Source organism: Dyella halodurans, assembly GCF_026283925.1.
GTDB classification, from domain to species: Bacteria; Pseudomonadota; Gammaproteobacteria; order Xanthomonadales; family Rhodanobacteraceae; genus Dyella; species Dyella halodurans.
In genome coordinates, this window is record NZ_JAPDPF010000007.1 from 258,942 (window position 1) to 276,110 (window position 17,169).

Below are 17,169 nucleotides of genomic sequence, written 5' to 3' on the forward strand. Positions count from 1 at the left end.
CCGGATGTTCAGCAAGGATCTCGAAGTCACCATCGGCCAGTGCTACAAACAGGCCCGCGAGCAGCGTCATGAGTTCATGACGGTGGAACACCTGCTGCTCGCTCTTACGGATAACCAGTCGGCACTGGGTGCCCTGCGTGCCTGCGGCGTGGATCTGCCGCGGCTGACGCGCGAGCTGGAAAAGATCATCGCCGAGACCGTGCCGGTACTGCCGCACGGCGACGAACGCGATACCCAGCCCACGCTCGGCTTCCAGCGCGTGCTGCAGCGCGCTGTCTACCATGTGCAGTCTTCCGGCCGTAAGGAAGTCACCGGCGCCAATGTGCTGGTGGCCATTTTTGGCGAGAAGGATTCGCATGCGGTGTATTTCCTGCACCAGCAGGAGATCACCCGTCTCGACGTGGTCAACTATATCTCGCACGGCATCGCCAAGATCGGCGACGAGCCGTCGCAGAGCATGCCGGGCGGCGAGCGCGAGAGCGAAGACGGCGAGCCCCGGGGCAATCCGCTGAGCGAATACGCCAGCAACCTCAACGAGCTGGCCCTGGAAGGCAAGATCGATCCACTGATCGGCCGCCAGGACGAGATCGAGCGCACCATCCAGGTGTTGTGCCGTCGCCGCAAGAACAACCCGCTCTATGTCGGTGAAGCCGGCGTGGGCAAGACCGCCCTGGCCGAGGGCCTGGCCAAGCGCATCGTGGACGGCGACGTGCCCGAGGTGCTGGAAAACGCCACCATCTGGTCGCTGGATCTGGGCGCCCTGGTCGCCGGCACCAAGTACCGTGGCGATTTCGAGAAGCGCCTGAAGGCGGTGATCGGCCAGCTCAAGAAGCAGCCGGGCGCGATCCTGTTCATCGACGAGATTCATACCATCATCGGCGCCGGCTCCGCCTCGGGTGGCACCATGGATGCCAGCAACCTGATCAAGCCCATGCTGGCCTCGGGCGAGCTGCGCTGCATCGGCTCCACCACCTTCCAGGAATTCCGCGGCATCTTCGAGAAGGACCGCGCGCTGGCGCGTCGTTTCCAGAAGATCGATGTGGTCGAGCCGACCGTGGCGGACAGCTTCGAGATCCTCAAGGGCCTGCGTTCCCGCTTCGAAGAACACCACAACGTGGCCTATACCACCGAGGCCCTGAAAGCCGCCGTGGATCTGTCGGTGAAGCACATCCCCGACCGTCTGCTGCCGGACAAGGCCATCGACGTGATCGACGAAGCTGGCGCGCGCCAGCGCCTGCTGCCGATCGACCAGCGCACTGGCAAGGTCGACGTGCCGGAAGTGGAATACATCGTGGCCAAGATGGCACGTATCCCGGCCAAGCAGGTGTCGGCTTCCGATCGGGACGTGCTGCGTAACCTCGAGCGCAACCTGAAGATGGTGGTGTTCGGTCAGGACCCGGCCATCGAGGCCTTGGCTGCGTCCATCAAGATGGCCCGCTCCGGCCTGGCCGACCCGTCCAAGCCGATCGGTTGCTTCCTGCTGGCCGGCCCAACCGGCGTCGGCAAGACCGAGGTCACCAAGCAGTTGGCCATGCAGTTGGGCATCGAAATGATCCGTTTCGACATGTCCGAGTACATGGAAGCGCATTCGGTGTCGCGCCTGGTTGGTGCCCCTCCGGGCTATGTCGGTTTCGACCAGGGTGGCCTGCTCACCGAGGCGGTGACCAAGCATCCGCATGCGGTGTTGCTGCTGGACGAGATCGAGAAGGCGCATCCGGATGTATTCAACATCCTGCTGCAGGTGATGGACCGCGGTGTGCTGACCGACACCAATGGCCGTGAAGCGAACTTCAAGAACGTCGTCGTGGTGATGACCACCAACGCCGGCGCCCAGCAGGCTTCGCGCCGTGGCATCGGCTTCGTCAAGCAGAACCACTCGATGGATGCGATGGAAGTGATCCGCCGTTCGTTCACGCCGGAGTTCCGCAATCGCCTGGACGCGATCATCCAGTTCAATGCGCTGGACTTCGATCACATTCTTCGCGTGGTCGACAAGTTCCTGATCGAACTGGAAGCGCAGCTCACCGAGAAGCATGTGAGCCTGGACGTCGACGCCGATGCCCGCCACTGGCTGGCCGAGCATGGCTTCGATCCGCAGATGGGCGCGCGCCCGATGGCCCGCGTGATCCTGGAGAAGGTGAAGCGTCCGCTGGCCGACGAACTTCTGTTCGGCAAGCTGGCGGAGGGCGGCAAGGTGAGCCTGAGCGTGCGCGAGGGTGAACTGGTCGTCACCACCGAGGCGGCCGAGGCCGTTCCCGCCGTGGTGAGCTGACCGGCTTTCTTAGGGCAACACAAAAAGGCCGCGCTTACAGCGCGGCCTTTTTTCTGTAGGAGCGCACCCAGTGCGCGAAAATCCTACATAGCGGTAACCGTGTGATCGCGCACTGGGTGCGCTCCTACCACAGCGGGCCGCTCGATTACTTCATGCGGTAGGTGATACGGCCCTTGGTCAGGTCGTACGGGGTCATCTCCACCTTCACCTTGTCGCCGGTGAGGATGCGGATGTAATGCTTGCGCATGCGCCCGGAGATATGGGCCGTAATGACGTGGCCGTTCTCCAGCTGCACGCGGAACATGGTGTTGGGCAGGGTCTCCTGGACCGTGCCTTCCATTTCAATGACGTCGTCTTTGGCCATGCGTTCCGGTGGGTGCGATTGGGGCCGTCATGGCCGCTTAAGCGGTCGATTATGCCACGGAAACTGGAATGGTTAAAGAATCATCAGCCGAAGTGCTCGTCCAGCTTGCGGCGGATCTCCTGTTCGACCATGCCCTTCAAGGGCGCCAGCATCATGCCCAGCTCGGCTTTCACGTGGATGACGTCGCTCGCCACCGCGATGCTGCCAGCCACGCCCGGGCGGGAAAAACGCAGGGTATCGCCTTCCCACTGACCCTCCATGCCGAATTTCTCGTGCATGCGTGCCGCCACCTTGTCGACCACGGCACGAGCCTCGGCCAGGGGCAGCTGGTGCGGCCGACGGATATCAATCTTGGGCATGGATAAGCTCCGGACAGGCAAACCCACATGGTAAGCCAGATGCGCTCGGACAGAATGCAAGCTTCTGTTAGAGTCCCGGCCGTCTATCGACTGGTTCACCGATGCGTATCGAGTTTCCCAATTCGGCCCGAGAGGATTTCCACTGGGATGCCCCCGCACTGCGGATCGGCAGCGCACCGGACAACGATCTGATACTGGCCGGCCATCAGGCCGGCGAGCACCATTTGCGTATCCAGCTCGACCGTCGTGGCTGGGTGCTGCAGGTCTTGCCGGAAGGCAACCGCGTCTATGTGAATGCCCGGCCCGTGCGCGAGAAAGCCTTGCTGCGCCCGGGTGACGTGTTGAGCGTTGGCGATTGCCGCATGTTGCTGCGGGTCGATGAGCAGCCTGCCCAACACCCGCCCGTCACCGTGCCGGCGGAAGGGCGCTGCACGGTGGCCTTGCGTGCGGTGGCCGGGTCGCTGTCGGGTCGCGTGCTGTCGCTGCAGGACAAGCTGGAGCTGGGGCCCATGGGCCGCTTCCCATTGGAGCTGCCGCAAGGCGAAGCGGCGTCACTGGCGGTCTTCTGGCGCGACGGGCAGCTCATGCTCGAGGCAGGCCAGCAATCGGCCCGTTATCCGTTGCGCGTCAACGGCGTAGCGGTGACCCAGGCAGCCTTGCGCCCGGGCGACCAGGTTGGCTTGGCGATGCACCGTTTCGTGGTCGACGCCCCCGGGCTGGAACTTGAGCCCGAGATCATCAGGCCGGAGCCGCCGCCTGAGCACCTGCCCGAGGAAGACGCCGGTCCGCGCGGCGAAGTGTGGTGGCTGATCGCCACGGCGGCCGTGCTGGCGCTGGGTATCGCCATTGCCTTGTTGGTGCGCTTCTAGGGCGCTGGCCGGGGCGCTACCGAGGCATCGGCGAGCGGGTTGACGATGCATTGCTGCGACGCGGCATAATGCGGCGATTCCTCCCATGAAGGCGCCGTCGGTCAGTGAGCAGACTCTGGAATTTCAGCGCAGGCCCGGCGGCGATGCCGCAGGCGGTACTTGAACGCGCCCAGCGCGAACTACTGGACTGGCAGGGCTGTGGCGCCTCGGTGATGGAGCTCTCCCATCGCGGCAAGCTGTTCATGGGCCTGGCCCAGCAGGCCGAGGCCGATCTGCGCGAGCTGCTGGCGATCCCCGCCGATTACGCCGTGCTGTTCCTGCAGGGCGGTGCCACCCAGCATTTCGGCCAGATTCCGATGAACCTGGCCGGCGAGGGCGATAGCGCCGACTACATCGTCACCGGGCACTGGGGCGAAAAGGCCGTCAGCGAAGCCGCGCCCTATGTGAAAGTGAACGTGGCGGGCAGCAGCAAGGAGCAGCACTACCTGCAGCTGCCGCCCCGCGATAGCTGGCAACTCGATCCGCGTGCCGCCTATGTGCACTACACGCCGAACGAAACCATCCACGGCGTCGAGTTTCACGCGATTCCCGAGGTTGGCGAGGTGCCGCTGGTGGCGGACATGTCCTCCAATATCCTGTCCGAGCCGGTGGACGTCTCGCGCTTCGGGCTGATCTATGCGGGCGCGCAGAAGAACATCGGTCCCTCGGGTCTGGTGGTGATGATCATCCGTCGCGATCTGCTGCAGCGGGCCACGCGCCCGATGTCGCGCATCTTCCATTACGCGGATCACGCGGCGAACGATTCCATGCTCAACACCCCCAATACCTGGGGCTGGTACCTGGCGGGCCTGACCTTCCAGTGGTTGAAGGAGCAGGGCGGCCTGACCGCCATGTGTGAGCGCAACCGTGCCAAGGCAGAGCTTCTCTACGGCAGCATCGACGGCTCCGGCGGCTTTTACCGCAATCCGATCGACTTGGCCGCGCGTTCGCGCATGAACGTGCCATTCACACTGCACGACAGTGCGCTGGATGCGGCTTTCCTCAAGGAATCGGAGGCGGCCGGCCTGCTCGCATTGAAGGGGCACAAGGCGCTCGGCGGTATGCGCGCCTCGCTCTACAACGCGGTGCCGCTGGAGGCCGTGCAGGCGCTGGTGGACTTCATGGGCGATTTCGCCAAACGTCACGGATGAAACGGTTGCGCATGAGTCTGCATATCACGGACTATCCCTGGTCCACTGTTTGGACATCTTTCCTTCCGTAGCGCCGAGATATGACCGACAAGAAATCCTCACTTTCCGATGTGCGTGAGCGCATCGACACCATCGATCAGCAGATCCAGCAGCTGATCTCGGAGCGTGCCGGTTGGGCGCAGGAAGTGGCGCGCGTGAAGGGCGAGGGGCTTTCGGCGATCGACTATTACCGCCCCGAGCGCGAGGCGCATGTGTTGCGCATGGTGGTGGATCGCAATCACGGCCCGTTGTCGGACGCGGAAATGGTGCGCCTGTTCCGCGAGATCATGTCGTCCTGCCTGGCCCAGGAAGATCCGCTCAAGGTTGGATTCCTGGGGCCGGAAGGCACCTTCAGCGAGCAGGCGGTGCGCAAGCACTTTGGCCACGCGGCCTACGGCCTGCCGCTGGGCAGCATCGAGGAAGTATTCCAGGAAGTGGCTGCCGGCCATGCCGATTTCGGCGTGGTGCCGGTGGAGAACTCCGGCCAGGGCATGATCCAGGTGACCCTGGACATGTTCCTCACCTCCGACGCCACCATTTGCGGCGAAGTCGAGTTGCGCGTGCATCAGTGCCTGCATTCGATGAGCGGCAAGCTCGAGGACATCAAGCGCGTCTACGCGCACGCGCAGTCGCTGCAGCAGTGTAAGACCTGGTTGCGCATCAACCTGCCGGGCGTGGAATGCATCGGGGTCAGCAGCAATGCCGAAGCGGCCCGGCTTGCGCGTCATGCGGACGACGCCGGCGCCATTGCCGGCGAAACGGCGGGCCGCGTGTACGGGCTCAAGACCGTGGCGCAGGCCATCGAGGACCGCGCGGACAACACCACGCGCTTCCTGGTGATTGGCCGTTCGCTGTTTCCGCCGTCGGGCAACGACCGCACGTCCTTGCTCATCACGGTGAACGACAAGCCAGGCGCGCTCTATGACGTGTTGAGCCCGTTCGCCAAGCATGGCCTCAGCCTCAATCGCATCGAGTCGCGTCCCGCGCATTCGGGCAAGTGGCAGTACGCGTTCTTTATCGACGTGTCTGGCCACGTCCACGACGCACCCATGCAGGCGGCGATGCAGGAAATGGGCTCGGCCGCGGCCCAGGTACGCGTGCTCGGCTCCTACCCGGTGGCCTTGCCCTGATATGTATGCGGTCGCCTCGGAGCGGCTGCCGGAGAATTCATCGTGAGTCGACTCGACTGGATCAGTCATGCCGGCCGCGCGCTGCAAGGCAGCGTACGCGTCCCCGGCGATAAATCGGTATCGCACCGCGCCCTGATGCTGGGTGCGTTGGCGGATGGCATATCGCATATCCGCGGCTTCCTCGAGGGTGAGGACACCCGTGCCACCGCCGCCGTCCTGCAACAGCTTGGCGTGCGCATCGAGACGCCTGCCGAGGGCGAGCGTCGCGTGCATGGCGTGGGCCTGCATGGCTTGCGTGGTGCAGCGCAGCCGCTGGACTGCGGCAATGCCGGCACCGGCATGCGCCTGCTGGCTGGCCTTCTCGCCGGGCAGGCCTTTGCCAGCACCCTGGTGGGCGACGAGTCGCTGTCGAAGCGGCCGATGCGCCGCGTCACCGACCCGCTGGCCATGATGGGCGCGAAGATCGACAGCCGCGATGGCTTGCCGCCGCTGCAGGTGCACGGCAACCAGGCGCTGCATGGCATCGAATACACCTTGCCGGTGGCCAGCGCCCAGGTGAAGTCGGCGCTGTTGCTGGCCGGCTTGTACGCGCACGGCGAAACGACGGTGATCGAGCCGCATCCGACGCGCGACTACACCGAGCGCATGCTGGCCGCCTTCGGCTGGCCGATCGATTTCGAGCCTGGTCGTGCGCGCTTGAGTGGCGGTCATGTGCTGCGTGCCACCGACGTGGACGTGCCCGCCGATTTCTCCTCGGCGGCGTTCTTCCTGGTCGCGGCCAGCATCGTGCCAGGGTCGAAGCTGCGTTTGCCGGCGGTCGGCTTGAATCCGCGTCGCACCGGCCTGCTGCAGGCGCTGCGCTTGATGGGCGCCGATATCCGCATCGAAAACCCGCGCAAGAGCGGTGGCGAGCCGGTTGGTGACCTGATGGTGCGTTACGCGCCCCTGCACGGCATCGAGCTGCCGGAAGCGCTGGTACCGGACATGATTGACGAATTCCCGGTACTTTTTGTCGCCGCCGCTGCTGCGAAAGGCCGCACGGTCGTGCGCGGCGCCGCCGAATTGCGCGTGAAGGAATCGGATCGCATCGCGTCCATGGCGGCCGGCTTGCGTGCCATCGGTGCGCAAATCGAAGAGACCCCGGATGGCGCCATTATCACCGGCGGCCCCCTCGGCGGCGGCGGCATCGAGAGCCATGGCGACCATCGCATCGCGATGAGTTTCGCTGTAGCTGGCCTGATTGCAGGTGACCCCATCCGCCTCAACGATTGCAGCAACGTCGCCACGTCGTTCCCTGGATTTCTCGAGCTGGCCAACAGCTGCGGCTTTGCCCTAAGCGCCGCGAGCTGACTGCTTTTCGCTCCCTCTCCCCTTTGGGGAGAGGGCTGGGGTGAGCCCCTAAAAGGGGGTAAAGGGCGGGTGCTCGCGACAACCTGGATTGGTACGTGTTTTCTTGATGGCTTGCCGCCAGGCCACCACGTGGTACTAGGCGGCACACAAGTGGTGAAGACCCACCACCCCTCGTCTCCGCCCACGCTTGCAGCTAGGCTTCCAACCTCACCAAGAGGTCGCCATGTCCGCTGACACCCCGCCGTTCATCGTCGCCATTCCCGCCCGCTATGGCTCCACGCGCTTGCCGGCGAAGCCTCTGCGCGAGATTGCCGGCGTGCCGATGGTGGTGCGGGTGGCGCAGCGTGCGCTGCAGGCAGGGGCGACCGAGGTCGTCGTGGCGGTGGACGACCAGCGCATCGCCGATGCCCTGGCCGGGCAGGGCGTCGAGGTATGCATGACCCGTGGCGATCATGCCTCGGGCAGCGACCGCCTGGCCGAGTGCGCGGTTCACTACGGCTGGCCCGATGACGCCATCGTGGTGAACCTGCAAGGCGACGAACCGTTTGCTCCTGCTGCGGGCATCCGCGAGGTGGCACGTGCGCTGGCGGACGACGATGCGCCGGTCGCGACCTTGGCGACGCCAATCACCGAAGCGCATGAGCTGTTCGATCCCAACGTGGTGAAGCTGGTGCGCGCGTCGAATGGCCGGGCCTTGTACTTCAGCCGCGCTCCATTGCCATGGGCGCGAGATGCCTTTGCGCTGCATCGTGAGATGTTGCCAGCCGAGGTGCCGTTCCTTCGCCACATCGGCATCTACGCGTACCGTGCAGGTTTCCTCAAGCGCTACACCCAGTTGTCGCGTACGGCGCTGGAGCAGGCGGAGTCGCTGGAACAGTTGCGCGTGCTCGAGCACGGTCATGCCATTGCCGTGCGGCTGACGCCCGAACCGTTTCCGCCAGGCATCGACACCTTGGCCGATCTGGAGCGCGCGGAGCAGTGGCTCGCACGCGACTGAACGCTTTAAGTCCCAGATGGCTGCCGGAAAGCCGCACCGAGTTTCAAGCCGCGGCGGATTCGCGAGGACTCTCGTCGGGCTCCTGCAGGATGGGCGCAGTCATGGGATCGAGAATGCCGAAGGTTCGAGCGACTTGGGCCGGAGGCGCCCTCAGCCGGATGCGCCTGGCGACCACCGCCGCGAGCACAACCGCCGCCATGGCCATGAAGTAGAGCAGTCCATTGATGCCCATGCGCCCCATGACGCTTGAGCCGATCAAAGGGCCTAGCGCGGCGCCGATGCCATTCACCAGGATCAGCTTGCCGCTGACTGCAACCATGCGATCGGCCGTCATGTGGTCCAGCGCATAGGCGACGCAGACCGGATAGAGCGTGGACATGAAGCCACCCAGCAGCGCCGCCGCCGGCAGCACCATCACCAACGAATGAGGTAGCGCCACCAGCACCAGGGCGACCACCGCGAAGCCCAGCGCCAGGCCGATCAGCACGATGCGTCGGTCACCCCGATCGGAAAGCCGGCCGACGGGGATTTGAAAGGCGAGCCCGCCGAGCACGGCGACGAACATGAACATGGCAATGGTCGATTGATCGGTACCCTGATCCAGCATCCACGCCGGAACCAGCGCGTAGAACGCACTGTTGACCAGGCCACCGACCACACACCCGATCACGGCGGTGGGCGCCCGCTGGCTGAGCTCGCCCAGGCCCAGGGTGCGCTCGGATGCGAGGGCCGGCGCCTCGGCTCGCGTCGTGCTCATGATGACCAGGGCGAAGGAGAACAACCCCATGATGATGAAGAAGGGGGCTGCCGATGCCATGACCACCACGCCGATCAGCAACTGCCCGATCGCAAAGGCCACGAGCGTGCCGAACATGTAGATGGAAAAGACGCGGCCCCGCTGTTCGGGGCGCGCCTTGGCGTTGAGCCAACACTCGGTGGTGATGAACAGCCCGACGCAGCCGACGCCGACGATCAGGCGACAGACGATCCAGACGAAGGGCTGGACGAGCAGCGGAATCACCGCAGTCGCCACCACCACCATGCCGGCAAAGGCGGCGTAGGAGCGGATATGCCCGATGCGCCGGATCAAGCGCCCGCTCAGCATCGCTCCAACCGTAAAGCCAGCGAAATAGGCGCTGAGGATGAGGCCATTCAAGCCGGGGCCAAAATGCTCGGCGGTCAAGCGCAGGGACAGGAAGGTGTTGAAGAAGCCGATCGCGAGCTGCACGAGGCTCGTGGCAATGATGAGCACGCCGATTTGAACAAACATCGGCCATCTCCTCCGAACTCATCAATGAACCCAGGCCGGGTGCTTGCGACTTCGACAGCATCGCGCGTCCAGCGCGAAAATCAAATGATTGCCGCAAGACGCGCCGTTGCTGAACAGGCGCGGGCTCGTCACCCTGGAGCGCGCCGAGCCATGCTTGGCGCAGGGGTGAGGGTTTTCAGCGCCGGCGCCGGACCAGGGTGATAAACAGCCCTGCCAGCAGCAGGCCTAGTACCAGTCCGAGGCCGGCACCCCATAGTGCGCCGCTCGAACCGCCCACGGCCTTGCCGATCAGGAAGCCAAGGACGAAAAGTATCGGTAACGGCAGACAGCCCATGGTCGGTCCTCCGTAGCCATCCTTGCAGTGCTCCATGGCGTGGCGCAACGTCGAGGTGCTCGACGCTTGTGTTGGCGGCAAGTCGCCCATAGCTACTCGTGCAGGCATGGCAGCGGGCTATGCGATCCGAGACTGTCCTGATGCCTTTGAAAGACCGGCCGACCTCCGTCCTGTTCGTATGCCTGGGCAATATCTGCCGCTCGCCCCTGGTCGAAGCCGTGGCGCGCCAGCGCTGTGCCGAGGCCGGGCTGGAGGTGGTACTGGCCTCCTGCGGTACCGGCAACTGGCACGTGGGCAAGGGCGCCGACGCGCGCATGCAGCAGGCGGCAGCGGCAGCCGGGTACGACCTTTCGTTGCATCAGGCACGGCAGGTGCGTGCAGACGATTTCCTTGCCTATGACTGGGTGCTGGCGATGGATCGCAATAACCTGGAGGCCCTCGCGCAACTGCGGCGATCGCAGGGTTCGCGACCCGAGTTGTTCCTGCCCTGGAGCGGCGTGCGTTCGCCGCTGGAATTTCCCGATCCCTACTTCGGCGAAGCCGCTGACTTTCGCGAGGCCGTACGACTGGCCGAGCAAGGCGTGGATGGGCTGATCGCGCGCCTGCGCGGTAGCTGAAACCGGCTAGAATCCGTCCATGCAGCCCTCACCGCCGCAAGCCTTCGACGGCAAGGCCTTCGTCAAGACCCTCTCGACTTCGCCCGGCGTCTATCGCTACTTCGACGCGGACGGCGACTTGCTGTACGTGGGCAAGGCAGGCAACCTGAAGAAGCGCGTCGGCAGCTATTTCCTCAAGCCGAGGATGGAGCCGCGCATCGCCGCCATGGTGGCGCAGATCGCCCGCGCGGAAATCACCGTCACGCGCACCGAGGGCGAGGCGCTGCTGCTCGAATCGCAGCTGATCAAGTCGCTCAAGCCGCGCTACAACATCCTGCTGCGCGACGACAAAAGCTACCCATATATCTACCTCTCCGGTGGCGAGGACTATCCGCGGCTGGCCTTCCATCGCGGTGCGCGCAATATGCCGGGGCGCTATTTCGGGCCGTATCCAAGCACGTTTGCCGTGCGCGAAAGCCTCAACCTGATGCAGAAGCTGTTCAAGGTGCGCCAGTGCGAGGACAGCTATTTCAGGAACCGTTCGCGGCCGTGCCTGCAGCACCAGATCGGTCGTTGCACGGCGCCTTGCGTGAAGCTGATCAGCGTGGACGACTACCGCAATGACGTGCGCCATGCCGAGATGTTCCTCGAAGGACGCAGCAGCGCGGTGATCGACGAGCTGGCCGGTTCGATGGAGCAGGCTGCCAAGGCGCTGGAGTTCGAGCGGGCCGCGGCCATGCGCGACCAGGTGGCCGCGCTGCGACAGTTGCAGGCACAGCATCACGTGCAGGGTGCCAGCGCCGATATGGACGTGCTTGCCTGTCGCATCGAGGCGGGCATGGCCTGCGTCAGCGTGTTGTTTTTCCGCAACGGCATCAGCCTGGGCACGCGCGATTTCTTTCCGCGCCTGCCGTTCGACGCCGAGCCCGCCGACGTGCTGGAGCAGTTCATCGCGCAGTACTACCTCGATCGGCCGGTGCCGCGCGAACTGATACTCGGCGAGCCGGTGCCGGACCAGCAGATCCTGGCCGAACTGCTGACCGCGCAGTCCGGGCGCACGGTGGAACTGAAATCCAGCGTGCGCGGCGAACGGGCGCGCTTCCTGCAAATGGCCGAGCGCAATGCGCAGGCCTCGCTCACCGCGCGCCTGGCCAGTCGACAGACGCTAGGCGCGCGCTTTGATGACCTGCAGAAACTGCTGGAACTGGACGAACCTCCGCGCCGGCTGGAGTGCTTCGACATCAGCCACACGCAGGGCGAGCTGACCGTGGCCTCATGCGTAGTGTTCGGCGCGGAGGGTCCGGAGAAGTCCCATTACCGACGTTTCAACATCAGCGGTATCACGCCGGGCGATGACTACGCCGCCATGCATCAGGTCCTGGTGCGCCGCTTCCGCAAGGTGGCGGAGGGCGAGGGCGCCCGCCCGGATGTCCTGCTGATCGACGGCGGCAGCGGGCAGGTGGCGCAGGCGCTGGACGTGCTGCAGGAACTCAACGTCACCGGTATTCATGTGATCGGCGTGGCCAAGGGCCCCGGTCGTCGCGCTGGCGAAGAGACCCTGATCCTCGCCGACTCGGGCCGCCAGTTGCACCCCGGTCCGGCATCACCTGCACTGCATCTCGTCGCCGCGGTGCGCGACGAGGCACATCGTTTTGCCATCAGTGGCCACCGCAAGCGCCGCGAGAAGGCGCGCGAGCGCAGCGTGCTGGAGGATGTCCCGGGCATTGGCGCGCGCCGCCGCACGGCGCTGTTGAAGGCGTTTGGTGGCCTCGCGGGTGTCGAGGCTGCGGGTGTGGAAGAGCTCACGCAGGTCAAGGGAATTGATCGCGGCCTGGCCGAACGCATTTATGCTGTGCTCCATGGCTAGCCGGGCTTGATGCGGTCGTGCCCTTGCAAGAACCCACCCGGAAAGGATTTATGCGCATCAACCTGCCAACCTGGCTCACCTTGTTCCGCGTGCTGCTGTTGCCGGTCATGGTGGTCGTCTTCTACTGGCAGTTTCCGGGGCACAACATCACCGCGGCCATCGTGTTCCTGCTGGCCGCGATCACCGACTGGCTGGACGGTTACCTGGCCCGCCGCATGAACCTCACCTCGGCCTTCGGCGCGTTCCTTGATCCGGTCGCGGACAAGCTGATGGTGGCCGTGACGCTGTTCCTGCTGGTGGAGTCGCACCGCGGCGGCTGGCCGGGCATCTTGATGGCGGTGACCGCCGCGATCATCGTGGGCCGTGAGATCAGCGTCTCGGCGTTGCGCGAGTGGATGGCCGAGATCGGCATGCGCGCCACCGTCAAGGTGGCCTTCATCGGCAAGCTGAAGACGGTCATGCAGATGGTGGCGCTGGTGGTGCTGATCGTGCAGCACGAAAAGAGCGCCGAGGCGCTGCGCCTGTACCACATCGGCGAGGCCTTGCTGGTGATCGCCGGCATCCTCACCATCTGGTCCGGCGTGTACTACCTGCGCGCCGCCTGGCCCAGCCTGCGCGGCGACCATCCGATTCCCGTCCCGCGCGGCGAGGATGAATGAATTTGTGACGAAGGCTTGACGGCCGTCGTTTAGTCATTACAATGCGCGGCTCCGATGCGGGAATAGCTCAGTTGGTAGAGCACGACCTTGCCAAGGTCGGGGTCGCGAGTTCGAGTCTCGTTTCCCGCTCCAAATTCCGTTGACCGATGCATCGCGGTCAACACTCAAAAGCGGCCCTGGGCCGCTTTTTTGTTGCCCTTGCGCAGGGCGTCGTCATTGCGCGTCGTGGAAAATGATACCCAGCGTATGGCGTTGTCCCGAGCGCACGCGGCTGACGCCGTGGCGCAGGTTCACGCGGTAGGTGCCGCGCGTGCCCTGTACGGGGCGATGATGCACGGCAAAGATCACCGCATCGCCTTGGCGTAGCGGCACGACCTCGGGGCGCGATTGCATACGTGGACGCTGTTCGGTCAGTACGAATTCACCGCCAGTGAAGTCTCGGTCGGGCGCCGATAGCAGGATCGCCATCTGCAGCGGAAACACGTGCTCGCCGTAGAGGTCCTGGTGCAGGCAGTTGTAATCGCCGGGGCCGTACTGCAATAACAGTGGCGTGGGGCGCGACTGGCCGGCGGCGTGGCAGCGTTCGATGAAGTCGCCATGCTGGGCCGGATAGCGCACGTCGAATCCCATGGCCTCCTTCCATTGGTTGGCCAACGGCACCAGATGAGGGTAGATCGCCGTGCGTAGTTCGGCGATGAGTTCGGGCAGGGGATAGCGGAAGTACCTGTACTCGCCGCGACCGAAGCCGTGTCGTCCCATCACGACGCGACTGCGGAACAGCTCTTCCTCGGTGTACATCGCGGCAAGCGACGAGCATTCGTCGGCGGACAGGAATCCGTCCAGCATCGCGCTTCCCTGCGCGTCCAAGTCCGCGGTGACACGCGTCCAGTCGATCGCTTCGATGCGTGCCGCGATGCCTCCCTGCCGTTCGAGCGCCAAGTTGCCTTGTGGCCGTGCAGTCATGCGCGGGCCTCCCGCTGCAGCAGCATGCGCTTGCGCTCGACGCCCCAGCGATAGCCGGACAGCGATCCGTCGCTGCGCACGACCCGGTGACACGGGATGACGATGGCCAGGCGGTTGGCGGCGCAAGCCTGGGCCACTGCGCGCGCCGCTCGCGGATCGCCAATGCGGCGGGCGATGTCGGCATACGTGGTGGTCGACCCGACCGGAATATCCCGTAGCGCCTGCCAGACCCGTTGCTGGAATGGCGTTCCGCGCATGTCGAGAGGAAGCTCGACGGCTGTCCTTGGCGACTCGACCAGCGCAACGACCTTGTGCAGTAGCCGCGTCGCCTGTCGATCGCCCTCGATCATGGCGGCGTCGGGAAAGCGCTGCTGCAAGTCGTCCAGTACGTCTGCCCGCGAATCACCGAGCAGGATGGCGCAGATGCCGCCGCCGTGGCGGGCAACCATCAGCGTGCCCAGCGAGCAGGTACCGATGGCGAACACCAGGTTTTCCGTGGTGGCGGCGGGTGACCATGCAGGCGCGCGGCGCCGTGTGTCCCGTGTCGCTTCCATGTGTTTTGCGTTTGTCCCGAACGAAATCATCGATCGTCTCCCAACGTGGATGCCGTGGAGCCAATCTAGCGACCGGGGCGTAGGCGCACACTCCGATTCTTGCGATCCGCTGTTTCAGGCTATCCGGCAATCGTTGAGCGCCAGCGTGTCGGCGTTTCTCCCTCCCATTGGCGGAAGGCGCGGTTGAACGAGTTGAGTTCTTCGAAGCCGAGCAGGAAGGCGATCTCGCCGGTATCCAGATCGGTCGCATTCAGCAGGCGCTGTGCCAGGTGACGACGCACCTGATCCAGCAGTTGCTGGTAGCTGGTGCCCGCCTCACCCAGTTTGCGCTGCAAGGTGCGTGGACTCAGATGCAAGGCGTCGGCGACCTGCGCCATGCGCAGGTGACTGCCGCGCATGCCGCGTGCCAGGACATTCCATACCTTGTCACGCAACGAGGTGGTGGCGCTCTGCTCCTGTAGCGACGCTTCCAGCGTGGGGAGCAGCCTGGCCAGATGGTCCTGGTCGTGGGTGATGAAGGGCAGGTCGAGGTCGGCCCGCTCATACACGATGCGGTCCTGCGCTGCATTGAAGCGCAGCTCGCAATGGAAGTGCCCGTGCAGTACCTCGGTGGCGGTCGGCCTGCGCGTCAATTCCAGTCGCTTCAAGCGGATGCTGCGCCCCGTGCCGCGTTCGGCCAGCGCCAGATGAGCGGCGAACACCGCATCGATCAGGAAATGCGGCGCGTGGCCTTCCGCCAGCATCCAGCGCGCGCTCACTGCGGCGTCATCACGGCTCAACTCGATACTAATGTCTTCGGGACAGGTAAGGCGCTTGTAACGAGCGAGCTTCTGTATGGCTTCGCCGAGGGTTGCCGAGTGCAGCGCCGCCAGCGACACGACGTCATAGACCTCCTGGCGGGCGCCATCACCCAGGCGCAGACCCAGGCTGGGGTCGTCGTAGAGCGCTTCGGCGGCACGCCACAGGTTGAAGAATTGAGACGTGGTCAAAACGACGCGGGTTTGCCCGATCAGGTCAGCAGGCAAACCCGCCTGTTTCAGTACGGCGGGCACGTCCATTGCGAGCGCCGTCAAGCGTTCGAATACACCACGGCTCAGTGGAATCTGGTCGGCTCTCACGTTCGTACTCTCACGCGATGGTCTATCTATTCGAAGTCATCAGCCTAGCGAGCGCAGCATGCGAAAGCGTTCTTCGACGGCCTCTGGCGTGCTGTCGAAATCGGTGGACAGGCTGAGCGTACGCCATTTCGCATCTTCGGCGGCCATGCGCCTGGATTGTTGCTCGGCCAGAAAGACCGCGTCGGAACCCAGCAGCAAACGCAAGGGTGGTTCAGGCGTATGGGCGATGCTGAGAATCGCTTGCGCTGCCTTTACTGGATCCCCCGCTTCGTTTCCTCCATGGGCTCGCATCAATTCGATAATCGGGCCAAGGGTAGGCGCGTAATCCGAATCCGCGCGGGGCGCGTGGATCGTCATGGAAGGACCCGCCCAGTCGGTGCGGAAGCCACCTGGCTCGACCAAGGTGACACGAATGCCAAACGGAGCGATTTCCTTGGCGAGTACCTCGGAGAAACCCTCGACCGCCCATTTCGCGGCTTGATAGGCCGCCACGCCCGGTACGCCAATGCGCCCGCCAATGGACGAAAACTGGATGATGTGACCGCTGCGCTGCTTGCGCAGTATCGGCAGGGCGGCGCGCGTGACGTTCACCACGCCGAAGAAGTTGGTTTCCAGCTGGGCGCGGAAGTCGGCATCGTCGCCTTCTTCGATCGACGCCAGGTTGCCGTAGCCGGCGTTGTTGACCACCACGTCCAGTCGACCGAACGTATCCACGGCAGCCTGCATCGCGGTCCGTGCCGCCGCCGCGTCGGTGACATCCAGTGCAATCGCGCGCACGCGCTCGCCAAAGCGCTCCACGAGCGGGGCGAGTTGAGCGGGATTGCGCGCGGTGGCGATCAGCGAGTGGCCGGCCGTGAGTACGGCCTCGGCCAGCGCCTTGCCAAAGCCGCGCGAACTACCAGTAATAAGCCAAACCTGTGACATGCGAGTCTCCTAACGTGGGTTACGCGGGCAGGGGAGGAGCCCGGGATGTGCACACGTTAGGCGGGGGGAGGGTGGAAGAAATAATCGGATTGCGCCAAATTGGGCGGGCCAGATCCGGCGACGTGCTTGGTCTGGTCAGAAAAAGGGGGCAATCCAGTTTCCAACAAAGTTCAGGCGGCCATGGCCGCTGTTGTTGATTCATGCGTCGAGTCCTTGGGGTCAAGCGAAGGTCATCAGCACGGCTCTCCGTCACATATCCGCGACACTCGCCAACTGATCCTCGGCACCGGGGAACCTCGTCTTAGTAGCTCATG

The 17,169-nt window shown here is 64.6% G+C and carries 17 protein-coding genes and 1 tRNA gene; 10 read left to right on the forward strand and 8 right to left on the reverse strand.

The window, feature by feature from the left end; translation table 11 throughout:
- Positions 1-4 precede the first annotated feature (4 nt).
- Complete coding sequence (gene clpA / locus OUZ49_RS15455) at positions 5-2,272, forward strand: ATP-dependent Clp protease ATP-binding subunit ClpA (RefSeq protein ID WP_266151396.1); 2,268 nt, start codon at positions 5-7, stop codon at positions 2,270-2,272.
- A 145-nt stretch (positions 2,273-2,417) separates the two neighbouring features.
- Here the strand turns inward: clpA and infA are convergent, their stop codons facing one another.
- Together infA and OUZ49_RS15465 are read right to left on the reverse strand one after the other, a co-directional pair.
- Positions 2,418-2,636: a translation initiation factor IF-1 gene (infA, locus tag OUZ49_RS15460; protein ID WP_019466733.1), complete on the reverse strand. Its 219-nt coding sequence runs from the start codon at positions 2,634-2,636 to the stop codon at positions 2,418-2,420.
- Positions 2,637-2,719: 83 nt separating this feature from the next.
- Entirely contained in the window at positions 2,720-2,995 is a 276-nt protein-coding gene (locus OUZ49_RS15465; protein WP_266151398.1) for a polyhydroxyalkanoic acid system family protein, read from the reverse strand.
- Positions 2,996-3,096: 101 nt separating this feature from the next.
- Here OUZ49_RS15465 and OUZ49_RS15470 point away from each other — a divergent pair, with 101 nt between their 5' ends.
- The 5 genes from OUZ49_RS15470 (at position 3,097) to kdsB (ending at position 8,570) form a co-directional block, all read left to right on the forward strand.
- Positions 3,097-3,864 carry an FHA domain-containing protein gene (locus OUZ49_RS15470; RefSeq protein WP_266151399.1) on the forward strand — a complete coding sequence of 256 codons (768 nt, stop codon included), beginning with the start codon at positions 3,097-3,099 and terminating at the stop codon, positions 3,862-3,864.
- A 104-nt stretch (positions 3,865-3,968) separates the two neighbouring features.
- Positions 3,969-5,054, forward strand: a complete 1,086-nt coding sequence (gene serC, locus OUZ49_RS15475) for a 3-phosphoserine/phosphohydroxythreonine transaminase (protein ID WP_266151400.1) — start codon at positions 3,969-3,971, stop codon at positions 5,052-5,054.
- 80 nt (positions 5,055-5,134) lie between these two features.
- A complete protein-coding gene (pheA, locus tag OUZ49_RS15480) occupies positions 5,135-6,223 on the forward strand; it encodes a prephenate dehydratase (protein ID WP_266151401.1) in 1,089 nt (362 codons plus the stop codon).
- Between the two features lie 39 nt (positions 6,224-6,262).
- Positions 6,263-7,573, forward strand: coding sequence for a 3-phosphoshikimate 1-carboxyvinyltransferase (gene aroA / locus OUZ49_RS15485; RefSeq protein WP_380003998.1), 1,311 nt, complete (start codon positions 6,263-6,265; stop codon positions 7,571-7,573).
- 223 nt (positions 7,574-7,796) lie between these two features.
- Positions 7,797-8,570, forward strand: a complete 774-nt coding sequence (gene kdsB / locus OUZ49_RS15490; RefSeq protein ID WP_266151404.1) for a 3-deoxy-manno-octulosonate cytidylyltransferase — start codon at positions 7,797-7,799, stop codon at positions 8,568-8,570.
- A 43-nt stretch (positions 8,571-8,613) separates the two neighbouring features.
- On the opposite strand, the gene OUZ49_RS15495 is transcribed toward kdsB, so the two are convergent.
- Complete coding sequence (locus OUZ49_RS15495) at positions 8,614-9,840, reverse strand: MFS transporter (protein ID WP_266151405.1); 1,227 nt, start codon at positions 9,838-9,840, stop codon at positions 8,614-8,616.
- 175 nt (positions 9,841-10,015) lie between these two features.
- Positions 10,016-10,264, reverse strand: coding sequence for a hypothetical protein (locus OUZ49_RS15500; RefSeq protein WP_266151406.1), 249 nt, complete (start codon positions 10,262-10,264; stop codon positions 10,016-10,018).
- 50 nt (positions 10,265-10,314) lie between these two features.
- Here OUZ49_RS15500 and OUZ49_RS15505 point away from each other — a divergent pair, with 50 nt between their 5' ends.
- From OUZ49_RS15505 to OUZ49_RS15520, 4 genes are all read left to right on the forward strand, one after another.
- On the forward strand, positions 10,315-10,791 hold the full coding sequence (locus OUZ49_RS15505; protein WP_266151407.1) for a low molecular weight protein-tyrosine-phosphatase: 477 nt from the start codon (positions 10,315-10,317) through the stop codon (positions 10,789-10,791).
- 19 nt (positions 10,792-10,810) lie between these two features.
- The gene (gene uvrC, locus OUZ49_RS15510) at positions 10,811-12,637 is read left to right on the forward strand and encodes an excinuclease ABC subunit UvrC (protein WP_266151408.1); all 1,827 of its coding nucleotides are present in this window, start codon (positions 10,811-10,813) and stop codon (positions 12,635-12,637) included.
- 50 nt (positions 12,638-12,687) lie between these two features.
- Entirely contained in the window at positions 12,688-13,296 is a 609-nt protein-coding gene (gene pgsA / locus OUZ49_RS15515; RefSeq protein WP_266151410.1) for a CDP-diacylglycerol--glycerol-3-phosphate 3-phosphatidyltransferase, read from the forward strand.
- Between the two features lie 56 nt (positions 13,297-13,352).
- Positions 13,353-13,428 (forward strand) — tRNA-Gly (locus tag OUZ49_RS15520).
- 81 nt (positions 13,429-13,509) lie between these two features.
- Here the strand turns inward: OUZ49_RS15520 and OUZ49_RS15525 are convergent.
- The 4 genes from OUZ49_RS15525 to OUZ49_RS15540 form a co-directional block, all read right to left on the reverse strand.
- The gene (locus OUZ49_RS15525; protein ID WP_266151411.1) at positions 13,510-14,259 is read right to left on the reverse strand and encodes a 2OG-Fe(II) oxygenase; all 750 of its coding nucleotides are present in this window, start codon (positions 14,257-14,259) and stop codon (positions 13,510-13,512) included.
- Positions 14,256-14,813, reverse strand: coding sequence for a methylated-DNA--[protein]-cysteine S-methyltransferase (locus OUZ49_RS15530; RefSeq protein ID WP_266151412.1), 558 nt, complete (start codon positions 14,811-14,813; stop codon positions 14,256-14,258). The genes OUZ49_RS15525 and OUZ49_RS15530 overlap by 4 nt, the downstream gene beginning before the upstream one ends.
- Before the next feature lie 119 nt (positions 14,814-14,932).
- Positions 14,933-15,931 (reverse strand): AraC family transcriptional regulator, encoded by a 999-nt coding sequence (locus OUZ49_RS15535; protein WP_266151413.1) that lies wholly within the window; start codon positions 15,929-15,931, stop codon positions 14,933-14,935.
- Positions 15,932-15,970: 39 nt separating this feature from the next.
- Positions 15,971-16,855, reverse strand: coding sequence for an oxidoreductase (locus OUZ49_RS15540; protein ID WP_266151414.1), 885 nt, complete (start codon positions 16,853-16,855; stop codon positions 15,971-15,973).
- Positions 16,856-17,169 lie beyond the last annotated feature (314 nt).

Excerpts from the sequence above, each read along its gene's own strand:
- clpA (WP_266151396.1), top strand. The coding sequence starts at position 5 with ATGTTCAGCAAGGATCTCGAAGTCACCATCGGCCAGTGCTACAAACAG.
- infA (WP_019466733.1), bottom strand. The coding sequence starts at position 2,636 with ATGGCCAAAGACGACGTCATTGAAATGGAAGGCACGGTCCAGGAGACC.
- OUZ49_RS15465 (WP_266151398.1), bottom strand. The coding sequence starts at position 2,995 with ATGCCCAAGATTGATATCCGTCGGCCGCACCAGCTGCCCCTGGCCGAG.
- OUZ49_RS15470 (WP_266151399.1), top strand. The coding sequence starts at position 3,097 with ATGCGTATCGAGTTTCCCAATTCGGCCCGAGAGGATTTCCACTGGGAT.
- pheA (WP_266151401.1), top strand. The coding sequence starts at position 5,135 with ATGACCGACAAGAAATCCTCACTTTCCGATGTGCGTGAGCGCATCGAC.
- kdsB (WP_266151404.1), top strand. The coding sequence starts at position 7,797 with ATGTCCGCTGACACCCCGCCGTTCATCGTCGCCATTCCCGCCCGCTAT.
- OUZ49_RS15495 (WP_266151405.1), bottom strand. The coding sequence starts at position 9,840 with ATGTTTGTTCAAATCGGCGTGCTCATCATTGCCACGAGCCTCGTGCAG.
- OUZ49_RS15500 (WP_266151406.1), bottom strand. The coding sequence starts at position 10,264 with ATGGGCGACTTGCCGCCAACACAAGCGTCGAGCACCTCGACGTTGCGC.
- OUZ49_RS15505 (WP_266151407.1), top strand. The coding sequence starts at position 10,315 with ATGCCTTTGAAAGACCGGCCGACCTCCGTCCTGTTCGTATGCCTGGGC.
- uvrC (WP_266151408.1), top strand. The coding sequence starts at position 10,811 with ATGCAGCCCTCACCGCCGCAAGCCTTCGACGGCAAGGCCTTCGTCAAG.
- pgsA (WP_266151410.1), top strand. The coding sequence starts at position 12,688 with ATGCGCATCAACCTGCCAACCTGGCTCACCTTGTTCCGCGTGCTGCTG.
- OUZ49_RS15525 (WP_266151411.1), bottom strand. The coding sequence starts at position 14,259 with ATGACTGCACGGCCACAAGGCAACTTGGCGCTCGAACGGCAGGGAGGC.
- OUZ49_RS15530 (WP_266151412.1), bottom strand. The coding sequence starts at position 14,813 with ATGGAAGCGACACGGGACACACGGCGCCGCGCGCCTGCATGGTCACCC.
- OUZ49_RS15540 (WP_266151414.1), bottom strand. The coding sequence starts at position 16,855 with ATGTCACAGGTTTGGCTTATTACTGGTAGTTCGCGCGGCTTTGGCAAG.